Genomic DNA, 12,807 nt, shown 5'->3' on the forward strand with positions numbered 1-12,807 from the left:
ACCGCATTCGCGAGCAAGCCCGCTCCCACAGGGGGATCTCCTTTGCTTGGAAGATCGCTTACAAAACCCGCACGCGCAGCGAACGGCCCTTGATCTTGCCGTTGTTCAAGCGCTGCAGTGCCTGCATGACCACGGTGCGTTCAACGGCCACATACGACTGGAAGTCGAAGATCGCGATCTTGCCGACCTGAGTGCCGGGGATGCCGGCGTCACCAGTCAGTGCGCCGAGGATGTCGCCCGGACGCACTTTGTCTTTACGCCCGCCGGCGATGCACAGGGTGCTCATCGGTGGCTGCAGCGGGGCGCCGCCCTGGGACTTGAGGTTATCGACCTGATCCCAGTTCAGCGGAGCTTTCTGCAACTGTTCGATGGCTTGCGCGCGATGCGCTTCGGACGGCGCAACGAGGCTGACCGCAATGCCTTTCTCGCCGGCACGACCGGTACGGCCGACGCGGTGAATGTGGATTTCCGAGTCGCGGGCCAGCTCGACGTTGATCACCATGTCCAGCGCATCGATGTCCAGACCACGGGCGGCGACGTCGGTGGCGACCAGTACCGACGTACTGCGGTTGGCGAACATCGCCAGTACCTGATCGCGGTCACGCTGTTCCAGATCGCCGTGCAGGCCGACGGCGGAAATGCCTTTGGAGGTCAGGTGGTCAACGGTTTCCTGCACTTGCTGCTTGGTGAAGCAGAACGCCACGCAGGAGGCCGGGCGGAAGTGGTGCAGGACTTTGGTCACTGCGCTCATGCGCTCTTCCGGGGAAATCTCGTAGAAGCGCTGCTCGATCTGCGTGTCGTCGTGGAACGCTTCGGCTTTCACCGTTTGCGGATCGCGCATGAATTTCGACGCCAGTTGCTTGATGCCCACCGGGTACGTGGCGGAGAACAGCAGGGTCTGACGGCGTGCCGGGGTCTTTTCGATGATGTCTTCGATGGCGTCGTAAAAGCCCATGTCGAGCATGCGGTCGGCTTCGTCGAGGATCAGCGTGTTCAGACCGTCGAGCACCAGCGAACCCTTGCGCAGGTGCTGCTGGATACGCCCCGGGGTGCCGACGATGATGTGCGCGCCGTGCTCCAGCGAAGCGATCTGCGGGCCGAACGATACGCCGCCGCACAAGGTCAGGACCTTGATGTTGTCTTCGGCACGGGCCAGACGGCGGACTTCCTTGGCGACCTGGTCGGCCAGCTCACGGGTCGGGCAGATCACCAGCGCCTGGCAACCGAAGTAACGCGGGTTGATCGGGTTGAGCAGGCCGATGCCGAACGCGGCGGTCTTGCCGCTGCCGGTCTTGGCCTGGGCGATCAGGTCCATCCCCTTTAGGATCACCGGCAAGCTCTGCGCCTGGATCGGCGTCATCTGGGCATAACCGAGGGATTCGAGGTTAGCCAGCATGGCGGCGGACAGCGGCAGAGTATTAAAAGCGGTGGCGATGGTGGTCACGGGACTGGCCTGCAAAACAAAATGTCGCGCAGTGTAGCAGCCCCGTGCCACTTTCCTCGAAAGTTCTGGACGAACAGTGCCTGAAACCTATGGGAAGGGATTCAACTGTGGCGAGGGAGCAAGCTCCCTCGCCACAAAAGCATTCACTGTTTGTTCAGTGTTCAATGTGCTCATCCGGATGTTCATCCGGGCGTTTGACCCGGCGACCGTCCTCTTTCGACAGTTGCGAGAAGATCGTCGCTGCCAGCATCGCCATGATTCCGACCGTGACAAACGTCAGCTGGAACGCGCCCAGTACGGTCTCGACGCCATCGTTGCCGATCTCCGCCGTGAAGCCACCAAGCAACGCACCGGCACAGGCCACGCCCAGACTCAACGACAATTGCGCCACCACCGACAGCAAGCTGTTGCCGCTGCTGGCGCTGGCGTCGTCGAGGTCGATCAGCGTTACGGTGTTCATCGCGGTGAATTGCAGCGAGTTGATCGCGCCAAGAACCGCCAGCAGGCACAGCAGCAGCCAGTATGGTGTCTGCTCGCTGACCAGGCCCATGCTCGCCAGCATGATCCCCAGCGCCAGAGTGTTGCCGGTGAGCACAATGCGATAGCCGAGGCGTTCGATCAGCGGCCGCGCCATCCACTTGGCAAACATCGCCGCAGCCGCTAGCGGCAGCATGCTCATCCCGGCTTGCGATGGCGAATAACCCAGCGCCACCTGCAGCAGCAACGGCACCAGAAACGGCAGGGCGCCGCTGCCCAGGCGGGCGAACAGGTTGCCGATGATCCCCACCGCGAAGGTTCGCGTCTTGAACAACGACGGGGCGAACAGCGGATTCTCGATACGCCCGGCGCGCAGCCAGTACGCCGCCAGACAGGCCAGACCGCCGAACAGCAGCAACATCACCCGCAGATGCGGCAAGTGCAATTCGCCCAGACCTTCCATGGCGATGGTGATCAGGATCATCGCCGCGCCAAACAGCAGGAAACCGAGGCTATCGAAGCGCGTGCGTTCAGTACCGCGCAGGTCGGGAATGAATTTCCACACCGCGTAGCAGCCGAGAACACCGACCGGCAGGTTGATCAGAAAGATCCAGTGCCACGTCAGGTATTGCACCATCCAGCCGCCCATGGTCGGGCCGATCAGCGGGCCGAGCAGGCCGGGAATGGTGATGAAGCCCATGATCCGCACCAGCTCCGAACGCGGATAGGCGCGCAGCACCACCAGCCGTCCGACCGGCAACATCAATGCACCGCCCAGACCCTGGATCACCCGCGCGCCGACCAACATGCTCAGGCTGCTCGATAACGCGCAGAGCAGCGAGCCGAAACTGAACAGCAGGATCGCGCCGAAGAAAATCTTCTTGGTGCCGAAGCGGTCGGCGATCCAGCCCGAAGCCGGAATCAGCAAGGCCACGGTGAGCATGTAGGCGATGACCACGCCTTGCATGCGCAAAGGGTCTTCGGCCAGATCCCGGGCCATGGCCGGCAGGGCGGTGTTGAGGATAGTCCCGTCGAGGGATTGCATGAAGAACGCAATGGCGACGACCCACGGCAACCAGCGGGCGGTGATGGCGTCGAGAGGCGGGCGAGTGGGCATGGAACCTCTTGTGGTTGGGCGTTGATGCGCAGGCTTTTGGTGGGAGCGGGCTTGCTCGCGAATGCATTGTGTCATTCAACATTTATTGTGGCTGACACACCGCTTTCGCGAGCAAGCCCGCTCCCACATGGGATCACCAGTGTTTTGGAGATCCTGGTATTACAGGGTCAAGGTCAGTCGGCTCACCAGCGCCCCCGGCAGCAGTGCCGACGACGTATTGCGCTGGCTATACGTGCTCGCCGACAGCAGCAACTCACGCTCGGCGGTCAATGCTTCCAGCTGCGAACCCAGCAGACTGTAAGCGCTGTCGTCGAAACGCATGGTGCTGACCGGCGCCTGAATCTCGCCGTTCTCGACCCAGAAAGTTGCGAAGCGAGTCATGCCGGTCAGGCGCGCCGCCGGTTGATCCGAGTAGTTCAGGTACCAGAGGTTGCTGATGTACAGCCCGGTGCCCAACTGCTTGAGGATCTCTGCCTGTGACAGATCACCGGCGGCCATGTTCAGTGCACTCGGCATTTCACCTCCGCCGGCGCCGTTGGCGGTCAGGCCGTATTCGGCGGCACTGCGCGAACCGACCAGTTGATCGCCAGCCTTGCCTTCGACGATCAGCCGCAGATCGCTGCGCGGATAACCCTCGCCGGAGAACGCCGGGCTCAACGAACCGCTGACTTGCTCATCCAGTGAGACCAGCGGACTGAACGTCTGATCGCCAACATACAGCTTCTGCAGCGGGCTGCTTTTGCTGGCAATCGACTGCGCGGAGAAACCGCCCCAGCTGAGCATGCCCATGATTTCTTCCAGCGCGGCCGGCGCCAGGTAGGCGCGGTATTGCCCCGGTGCGAGGGTGCGTAACGGTCGACCGAGGAACGCCAGTTGCTCGCGGGCCTGCTGGAAGCGGCGGGTGAAGCCTTCGCTGCTCCACTCGTGCCCGGCGTAGCTGGCTTTCACCGCTTCGCCATTGTCGTGGAACAGGCTGAAGTCGAAGTTGAAGCTGTTGGCCTGATGCCAGCCGAACGCCCCCGAGGAACTGGCGAAACCGCGGCTGATTGGGCCGGCAGCATAGAAGCCGACCAGATCCAGACCTTCAGCAGCGCTGCAGATTTCCTCGACCACCTGCTCGGTGTCCGGCAGCGGATGTTCCTGCACGTTGTTGCTCTGCCAGCCGTTGTGGTTGAGCAGCAGGTACGGATCCTGTGGCAGCAGCGGCAGGGTTTCGCGCAGTTGTTGCAGGCCTTCGGCGAGGCGTTGCAGATCGGCTTCCTGATCACCGGACAGGGTGATGTGCAGATCGGCGTGACGGCCGTCGTTGATCAGCTTCAGCCCGACGTCGGCTTGCTGCACCTGACCGGCCTGACGCACCTTGGCGTGATTGAAACGCACGAATGCCGAGGATTCGGCGGCGTAACTGAGGGTGAATTGTTCCGGCTCGCGTACGCTGTCGCGCAGCCAATTGACCATGACCTTGAAGGCGTCGGACTGACTCTTCGAAATGCTCATCAGGCGTCTCCCCCAAACACATCAACGTTGCTGAATACGCAGGCCGGTGAAGCGTGGCCGACGCGGATCACCTGGTTCGGCTCGCCCTTGCCGCAGTTTGGCGTGCCCAGCACCATTCGGGTGCCGGCATTGCCGACCGCGCGCAGACTCTTCCAGAAGTGCGCGGAAATGCCCCGGTAGTTCGGATTTTTCACCACACCCTTGAGTTCACCGTTCTCGATCAACTGACCCCACTCGCAACCGAACTGGAATTTGTTACGTGCATCGTCAATCGACCACGAACGGTTGGTGCTCATCAGAATGCCGTGCTCGATACCGCTGATCAGTTGCGTCAGCGACTGATCGCCCGGCTCGATGTTGAGGTTGGCCATGCGGTCGATCGGCGGCCGGTTCCAGCCGCAGGCGCGGCTGTTGGCAACGCCGTCGAGACCGGCGCGGAACTGCGACAGCGCGCCACCCAGTGGCCGCAACAGCAAGCCTTCGCGAATCAGGAATTGTTTGCTGGCCTTGGTCCCGTCGTCATCGTGGCCGTAGCTGGCCAGCTCTTCGGGAATGTCCGGGTCGAAGGTCACGTTGAGCAGCTTCGAGCCGTATTGCAGGCTGCCGAAGTCGCTGGTTTTGACGAAGCTGGTGCCGGCGTAATTGCGCTCGTCACCGAGGATGCGGTCGAGCTCCAGCGGGTGACCGATGGACTCGTGAATCTGCAGCATCATCTGGTCAGGCATCAGCAATAGATCGCGCGGGCCTTGCGGGGTGTTCGGCGCGAGCAGCAGTTGCAGGGCCTGATCGGCCACCTTCGGGCCGGCGCCGACCAGGCCGCAACGGCTGATCACGTCGGCGCCACCCTGTTGGCCGAAGTTCTCGCGGCCGAGGGAACGGGTCTGGCTGTCGTTGCCGTCGTAGGCGGTGACGTCGAGGCCTGGATAGACGAAGCGCTGGGCCTGGCGCAATTCGGCGCCGGCGCTGCTCAGGTAGATCTGCTCGACGTGGGTGATGCCGATGCTCGCTTCCCAGTTCACCAGGCGCTCATCCTTTGGCACCGAGGCGGATTCCGCGCCGAGCAGCTCAAAGCATTCGCTCAGGGACGGGAAGGGTTGCTCGAGATTGGGCGAAAAGTAATCAGCGCGGTCGCTCGATACAGGCTGTTCGCGCAGGTCGAGCAAGGCGTGCGGCTTCAGTCGCCGGGCCTGCTGTTCGGCGCGCTCAAGGGCGGCTTGCAGGCCTTGCTGCGACACGTCGTTGGTCGCCGCATAGGCTTCAACGCCGTTGACGCGCACGGTGAGCATCGCGCCTTCGTCGCGGCTCAGGCTTGGCGGCTCGGCGACGTTCTTGCGCACCGACAGGTACTGGCCGGACTCGCGTACATACCGCAGGGAAAAAAACTCGGCGCCCGTGCGCAAGGCAGCGAAGCGCTGCTTGAGCTGGGGGTGAAAATCGAACATTCGGGAACCTCCTTGTTATGGAGTTGCGGGGTGAAGCGATTCGGCGGGGAGGGGTGAAACGATTGCGCGAGGTCTAGAGTAGGCCTGCGTGGGGGTAGGATCAAGTGAAGAGGGGGTGTAGGAGGATTTACTGTGCAGCAGGGGGGAGGGGTATTGAATTGCAGGGCCTCATCGCGAGCAGGCTCACTCCTACAGTTAATCTCCAGTGTCCACATAATGTGTGGTCGCTGGAGATCCTTGTAGGAGTGAGCCTGCTCGCGATTAGCCGTGACGCGGTATTACGTCTTACTGAGCAACAGGCGTGATATCCCGCATCGGCTTGCCCTTCACCGGCGCACCGCCAGCCACGTAGTAGGCAGCATTGCTACGCGGCAGTGGCTTGCGGCCACGGATCTTGTCGGCGATTTTCTCGGCGATCATGATCGTCGGCGCGTTGAGGTTACCGGTGGTGATGATCGGCATGATCGAGGCATCGACCACACGCAGGCTCTGCATGCCGTGCACGCGACCTTCGCCATCCACAACCGCCATCTCGTCGGTGCCCATCTTGCACGAGCAGGACGGGTGGAACGCGGTTTCGGCGTGCTCGCGGATGAACTTGTCCAGCTGCTCATCGGTTTGCACGTCGATGCCCGGGCTGATTTCGCGGCCACGGAAGGCGTCCAGCGCAGGCTGTTGCATGATTTCGCGGGTCAGGCGGATGCCGTCACGGAATTCCTGCCAGTCCTGCTCGGTGGCCATGTAGTTGAACAGGATGCTCGGGTGCTGGCGCGGATCCTTGGACTTCAACTGGATGCGGCCACGGCTCGGCGAACGCATGGAACCCATGTGCGCCTGGAAGCCGTGCTCTTTCACACCGTTGCTGCCGTTGTAGTTAATCGCTACCGGCAGGAAGTGGTACTGGATGTTCGGCCACTCGAATTCCGGACGCGAACGGATGAAACCGCCGGCTTCGAACTGGTTGCTGGCGCCGATGCCGGTGCCGTTGAACAGCCACTCGGCACCGATGGCCGGCTGGTTGTACCAGAGCAGCGACGGGTACAGCGAGACCGGTTGGGTGCAGGCGTATTGCAGGTACAGCTCAAGGTGATCCTGCAGGTTTTCACCGACGCCCGGCAGGTCGTGGACCACCGGGATGTCGAGGCTTTCCAGCAGTTTTGCCGGGCCGACACCGGAGCGCTGCAGAATCTGCGGCGAAGCGATGGCGCCGGAGCACAGCAGGACTTCCTTGCGTGCCTTGGCTTCAACACGTTCTTCCGCCGAACCGACCAGGTAACGCACGCCGACCGCACGCTTGCCTTCGAACAGAATCTTGTCGGTCAGGGCGTGGGTGACGATGGTCAGGGTCGAGCGCTTTTTCGCGACGTCGAGGTAGCCACGGGCGGTGGAAGCACGACGGCCGTTCGGCGTCACGGTGCGATCCATCGGGCCGAAGCCTTCCTGCTGGTAGCCGTTCAAGTCTTCGGTGCGCGGGTAACCGGCCTGCACGCCGGCTTCAACCATGGCGTGGAACAGCGGGTTGTTGCCCGCCTTCGGCGTGGTCACGCTGACCGGGCCGTCGCCACCGTGGTAGTCGTTCGGGCCGATGTCGCGGGTTTCCGCTTTACGGAAGTACGGCAGGCAGTCGAGGTAGGTCCAGTCTTCCAGGCCTGGCAGCTTCGCCCAGCCGTCGTAGTCCATCGCGTTGCCACGGATGTAGCACATGCCGTTGATCAGCGAGGAGCCGCCGAGGCCTTTGCCGCGACCGCACTCCATCCGACGACCGTCCATGTGTGGCTCCGGATCGGTTTCATACGCCCAGTTGTAGCGACGACCTTGCAGCGGGAATGCCAATGCAGCCGGCATTTGCGTGCGGAAGTCGAAACGGTAGTCCGGGCCGCCTGCTTCGAGCAGCAGCACGGTGACGCCTTCGTCTTCAGTCAGACGGGTCGCCAGGGTGTTACCGGCCGAGCCGGCACCGATGATGATGTAATCGAATTCTTGGGACATTGAATGCACCCTCTTTAGATGTGGTCAGGCTGCCGAGTGGCCACTTTCTGTGGCGAGGGAGCTTGCTCCCGCTCGACTGCGAAGCAGTCGCAGAACCTGCGACCGAGCTCTGTCTGGATGAGCGCGGTGTCTGCAGTTGGGGCCGCTGCGCAGCCCAGCGGGAGCAAGCTCCCTCGCCACAAGGGCCCCAACTTCAGAGTTGCGTCAGATCAGAACACCGAGACGTAATCGCCCAGCTCGACCTGTACCGATTTGATGCGTGTGTAGTTGGTCAGCGAGCTGATGCCGTTTTCACGGCCCACGCCCGACTGCTTGTAACCGCCAACCGGCATCTTCGCGTCGGACTCGCCCCAGGCGTTGATCCAGCAGATACCGGCTTCCAGTTGATGAATCACGCGGTGCGCGCGGTTCAGGTCTTTGGTGACGATACCGGCGGCCAGGCCGAAGTCGGTGTCGTTGGCGCGGCGGATCACTTCTTCTTCGGTCTCGTAGGAAAGGATCGCCATCACCGGGCCAAAGATTTCTTCACGGACGATGGTCATCTCGTCGGTGCAGTCGGTGAACACGGTCGGTGCAACGAAGGCGCCTTTGGCGAATTCGCCGTCGGTCAGACGCTCGCCGCCGCACAGCACGCGGGCACCTTCTTCTTTACCCTTGGCGATGTAGCCCAGCACGCTTTCCATGTGGGCGAAGCTGACCAGCGGGCCGAAGTTGGTGTTTTCGTCTTCCGGGTTGCCGATGCGGATGCGCGCGACGCGCTCGACAATCTTGGCTTCGAACGCGGCTTTCAGGTGGCTCGGTACGAATACGCGAGTGCCGTTGGTGCAGACCTGACCGGAGCTGTAGAAGTTGGCCATCATCGCGGTGTCGGCGGCACGATCGAGGTCGGCGTCGTCGCAGATGATCAGCGGCGACTTGCCGCCCAGTTCCATGGTCACGTCTTTCAGCGACGAAGCCGAAGCGCTGGCCATGACTTTCTTGCCGGTGTCGGTGCCGCCGGTGAAGGAGACTTTCTCGATGCGCGGGTGCTCGGTCAGCCAGGTGCCGACTTCACGGCCGCTGCCGGTCAGTACGTTGAACACGCCGTTTGGCAGGCCGGCTTCGGTGTAGATCTCGGCCAGTTTCAGGGTGGTCAGCGAGGTGACTTCGCTTGGCTTGAAGATCATTGCGTTACCGGCGGCCAGGGCCGGTGCGGATTTCCACAGCGCGATCTGGATCGGGTAGTTCCACGCGCCGATACCGGCGACCACGCCCAGTGGCTCGCGACGGGTGTAGACGAAGGAAGTGTCGCGCAGCGGAATCTGCTCGCCTTCGATCGCCGGCACCAGGCCTGCGTAGTATTCCAGCACGTCGGCGCCGGTGACGATGTCGACGTATTTGGTTTCGGAGAAGGCTTTGCCGGTGTCCAGGGTTTCCAGAGCAGCCAGCTCATCGTTGCGCTCGCGCAGGATGTCGACGGCGCGACGCAGGATGCGCGAACGCTCCATGGCGGTCATCGCGGCCCAGATTTTCTGGCCCTTTTCAGCGCTGACCACAGCACGCTCGACGTCTTCCTTGGTCGCACGTTGCACTTGGGCGAGAACTTCACCGTTCGCCGGGTTGATGGCTTCGAAAGTGGCATCGCTGCCAGCGTCGGAGTACGCGCCATCGATGTAGAGTTTTTGCAGTTCGAAACGGGCCATAGTGTCCTCGCAAGTGCATTAGTGGTTGGCGTCGACCACCGCGCTGAAACTGCGGTGGCGGTTCAGGTACCGAGCGTTTTCTGTGTGCTCTGGCTCACCTGCTTGGCCAATTGGAAATCCATGTATTCGTACGCGATCTGTTGCGCCTGCGCCGTGTCGAAAGCGTCTCCCGACAGCGCGCCGCGCAACCACAAGCCGTCGATCAACGCTGCCAGTCCACGCGCGGCGCTGCGCGCATCTTCGAGCGGCAACACACGGCGGAACTCGCAGCACAGGTTGGAATACAGACGGTGATCGTTGATCCGCTGCAACCTGTGCAAAGACGGCTGGTGCATGCTGGTGGCCCAGAAGGCCAGCCAGGTTTTCATTGCCGGGCCATTGACCTGGCTGGCGTCGAAGTTGCCTTCGATGATCACCTGCAGATGCGCCCGTGGGCTGCTGTCTGCCAGCGCCTGTCGGCGCGCGGTGACGTTCTCGCTGAGGACATTCATCAGATACCGCATCGTGGCGGCAATCAGGCCGTTCTTGTCCTGAAAGTAGTGACTGATGATGCCATTCGAGACACCGGCCAAACGGGCGATCAGCGCAATGCTGGCGTCCCCCATACCGACCTGATCGACCGCCTGCAACGTGGCTTCGATCAGTTGTTGGCGGCGGATGGGTTGCATACCGACCTTGGGCATCTTGCACATCTCCTTAGGCCTTCCGACGGGCGATAAACGCCTATCGGATTGAGGGCCAGTCTATTTTGTTTTGATTGAACGTTCAATCAACAAAGAATAAGATCTGCGACAAATCGTCGCTGCCTACAGATTTTTTCTGCTTGTAAATGGCGATAAAACGACATCCGAAAATGCTTGAAACCTGCGTGGGGCATGGCGCGGTTCGCTGTTCGATGGACGTGTTGAATGGGCAAGACGCTCGGGGCCAGGTTTCGGATGAACGTCCGCACAGCTTTGGCCACGAAAGCGATTCGCAACGCCATTTCGGCAGGTTCGGGCTTTTTTCGGGGTGTCTTTATATCACCCGCCGGTCGGCTGCCAACTAACCGATTGGTCGGGTTCCGTGTTGCCTTGTGTTCTTCTCTCGCACTGCCTGGAGCATTTGTGCCATGAGTTCTGCCTCTCTTATAAAGACCCCGCCCGAGAAGGTGACGGTCAACGGTTGGGTGTTTTACACCTCTACCGCGTTGATTCTGTTGTTGACCGCCATTCTGATCATCGCCCCGCAAGAGGCCGGCAGATTGTTGGGTATCGCTCAGGCCTGGTTGTCGCGCAGCTTCGGCTGGTACTACATGGTGGTGATCGCCGCGTACCTGGTGTTTGTGGTGGGCCTGGCGTTTTCCTCCTACGGCAAACTCAAACTGGGCAGCAAGGACGACACCCCGGATTTCAGTTACGGCGCCTGGGCGGGGATGTTGTTCTCGTCGGGTATCGGTATTTCGCTGCTGTACTTCGGCGCGTCCGAGCCGCTGGACCATTACTTCAATCCGCCGGAAGGCGCTGCGGCCACCAACCTGGCCGCGCGTCAGGCGGTGCAACTGACTTTCCTGCACTGGGGCCTGCACGGCTGGGCGATCTATGCGCTGGTCGGTCTGGCCGTGGCGTACTTCGCTTACCGTCATAACCAGCCATTGGCCCTGCGCTCGGCGCTGTATCCGCTGGTCGGCGAACGTTGGGTCAAGGGCGCCGCCGGTCACGCGGTGGACGGCTTCGGCATGTTCGTGACCCTGCTGGGTCTGGTGACCAACCTGGGGATCGGCTCGCTGCAAGTGTCCTCGGGGCTGGAAAACCTGTTCGGCATGGAACACAGCAACACCAACCTGCTGATCGTGATCATCGTGATGAGCACCGTGGCGACCATCGCTGCCGTGTCCGGCGTGGAAAATGGCATTCGTCGTCTGTCCAACCTGAACATCGTGCTGTTCAGCGGTCTGCTGATTTTTGTCCTGCTGTTCGGCCCGACCCTGCACCTGCTTAACGGCTTTGTGCAGAACATCGGCGACTACCTCAACGGCGTGGTGCTGAAGACCTTCGATCTGTACGTCTATGAAGGTGACAGCGCCAAGTCCGACCGCTGGCTGGGCCTGTGGACCCTGTTCTACTGGGCGTGGTGGATTTCCTGGGCACCATTCGTAGGCATGTTCATCGCGCGTATTTCCCGTGGTCGTACCGTGCGTGAGCTGGTGGCCGGCGTGCTGCTGATTCCGCTGGGCTTCACCCTGGCGTGGCTGTCGATCTTCGGTAACTCGGCACTGGATCTGGTGATGAACCAGGGGGCGGTGGAACTCGGCAAGACGGCGCTGGAACAACCGTCGATGGCGATCTACCAGTTGCTGGAACACTACCCGGCGTCGAAAGTCGTCATCGGTGTGTCGATCTTTGTTGGTTTCGTGCTGTTCCTGACCCCGGCCGACTCGGGCGCGGTGATGATGGCGAATCTGTCCTGCAAGGGCGGCAACGTTGATGAAGATGCGCCGCACTGGCTGCGGATCTTCTGGTCGGTGGTGATCACGCTGGTGACCATCGGTCTGCTGTTCGCCGGTAACTTCGAAGCCATGCAAACCATGGTGGTGCTGGCCGGTCTGCCGTTCTCGGTGGTGCTGGTGTTCTTCATGTTCGGCTTGCACAAGGCGATGCGCCAGGACGTGCAGATCGAACAGGAGCAGGCGCAACTGGCTGAGCGCGGTCGTCGTGGTTTCAGCGAGCGTCTGACGCAGCTGGATCTGCAACCGAGCCAATCGGTCGTGCAGCGCTTCATGGACAAACATGTGACGCCGGCACTGGACGACGCTGCTGCACAACTGCGTGCACAGGGTCTGGAAGTGCAGACGCTGCTGGGCAAATCCAAGCGCTGCATGGGCGTGCGCGTCGAGATGGAAGAGGGCAACCCTTTCGTCTACGAAGTGAGCCTGGACGGCTACCTGGCGACCCCGACCGAATCGGCCCAGTCCGATGAAGCGCGCCAGCGTTACTACCGCGCCGAGGTGTATTTGCACAACGGCAGCCAGGACTACGACCTGATGGGCTTCACGCAGGATCAGATCACACGCGATGTGCTCGATCAGTTTGAAAGCCATCGGCAGCTCCTTGGCCGGGTGTATAGCTAAGTTGTAGGTGGTGCGGTGTTTCTGTCTGAAGCACCGTGCCGCATTCTTCG

8 protein-coding genes are annotated in these 12,807 nt (G+C 61.6%); 1 reads left to right on the forward strand and 7 read right to left on the reverse strand.

The genetic code is table 11. The features are described from left to right. Nucleotides 1-58: 58 nt before the first annotated feature. From dbpA to betI, 7 genes are all read right to left on the reverse strand, one after another. Nucleotides 59-1,444, reverse strand: coding sequence for an ATP-dependent RNA helicase DbpA (gene dbpA / locus V3W27_RS03515; protein WP_285373005.1), 1,386 nt, complete (start codon nucleotides 1,442-1,444; stop codon nucleotides 59-61). A 154-nt stretch (nucleotides 1,445-1,598) separates the two neighbouring features. Then, nucleotides 1,599-3,113, reverse strand: a complete 1,515-nt coding sequence (gene mdtD / locus V3W27_RS03520; RefSeq protein ID WP_330205920.1) for a multidrug transporter subunit MdtD — start codon at nucleotides 3,111-3,113, stop codon at nucleotides 1,599-1,601. Nucleotides 3,114-3,197: 84 nt separating this feature from the next. Next, complete coding sequence (locus tag V3W27_RS03525) at nucleotides 3,198-4,535, reverse strand: TldD/PmbA family protein (RefSeq protein ID WP_330205921.1); 1,338 nt, start codon at nucleotides 4,533-4,535, stop codon at nucleotides 3,198-3,200. Further along, nucleotides 4,535-5,977 (reverse strand): TldD/PmbA family protein, encoded by a 1,443-nt coding sequence (locus V3W27_RS03530; RefSeq protein WP_330205922.1) that lies wholly within the window; start codon nucleotides 5,975-5,977, stop codon nucleotides 4,535-4,537. Before V3W27_RS03530 ends, V3W27_RS03525 begins: the two co-directional genes overlap by 1 nt. A 285-nt stretch (nucleotides 5,978-6,262) precedes the next feature. Beyond that, entirely contained in the window at nucleotides 6,263-7,966 is a 1,704-nt protein-coding gene (gene betA, locus V3W27_RS03535; RefSeq protein ID WP_027610638.1) for a choline dehydrogenase, read from the reverse strand. A 209-nt stretch (nucleotides 7,967-8,175) separates the two neighbouring features. Further along, nucleotides 8,176-9,648: a betaine-aldehyde dehydrogenase gene (gene betB, locus V3W27_RS03540; protein ID WP_027610639.1), complete on the reverse strand. Its 1,473-nt coding sequence runs from the start codon at nucleotides 9,646-9,648 to the stop codon at nucleotides 8,176-8,178. A 62-nt stretch (nucleotides 9,649-9,710) separates the two neighbouring features. Beyond that, nucleotides 9,711-10,331 carry a transcriptional regulator BetI gene (betI, locus tag V3W27_RS03545; protein ID WP_041063389.1) on the reverse strand — a complete coding sequence of 207 codons (621 nt, stop codon included), beginning with the start codon at nucleotides 10,329-10,331 and terminating at the stop codon, nucleotides 9,711-9,713. Between the two features lie 428 nt (nucleotides 10,332-10,759). On the opposite strand from betI, the gene betT reads away from it, so the two are divergent. Next, nucleotides 10,760-12,757 (forward strand): choline BCCT transporter BetT, encoded by a 1,998-nt coding sequence (betT, locus tag V3W27_RS03550; protein ID WP_097089039.1) that lies wholly within the window; start codon nucleotides 10,760-10,762, stop codon nucleotides 12,755-12,757. Nucleotides 12,758-12,807: the final 50 nt, after the last annotated feature.

Source organism: Pseudomonas sp. AM14(2022) (genome assembly GCF_036346455.1).
Lineage (GTDB): Bacteria > Pseudomonadota > Gammaproteobacteria > Pseudomonadales > Pseudomonadaceae > Aquipseudomonas > Aquipseudomonas putida_A.

What these genes read in the sequence shown, in the direction of transcription:
- betA (WP_027610638.1), bottom strand. Translation starts at nt 7,966, where the DNA reads ATGTCCCAAGAATTCGATTACATCATCATCGGTGCCGGCTCGGCCGGT.
- V3W27_RS03525 (WP_330205921.1), bottom strand. Translation starts at nt 4,535, where the DNA reads ATGAGCATTTCGAAGAGTCAGTCCGACGCCTTCAAGGTCATGGTCAAT.
- betB (WP_027610639.1), bottom strand. Translation starts at nt 9,648, where the DNA reads ATGGCCCGTTTCGAACTGCAAAAACTCTACATCGATGGCGCGTACTCC.
- betI (WP_041063389.1), bottom strand. Translation starts at nt 10,331, where the DNA reads ATGCCCAAGGTCGGTATGCAACCCATCCGCCGCCAACAACTGATCGAA.
- V3W27_RS03530 (WP_330205922.1), bottom strand. Translation starts at nt 5,977, where the DNA reads ATGTTCGATTTTCACCCCCAGCTCAAGCAGCGCTTCGCTGCCTTGCGC.
- betT (WP_097089039.1), top strand. Translation starts at nt 10,760, where the DNA reads ATGAGTTCTGCCTCTCTTATAAAGACCCCGCCCGAGAAGGTGACGGTC.
- mdtD (WP_330205920.1), bottom strand. Translation starts at nt 3,113, where the DNA reads ATGACACAATGCATTCGCGAGCAAGCCCGCTCCCACCAAAAGCCTGCG.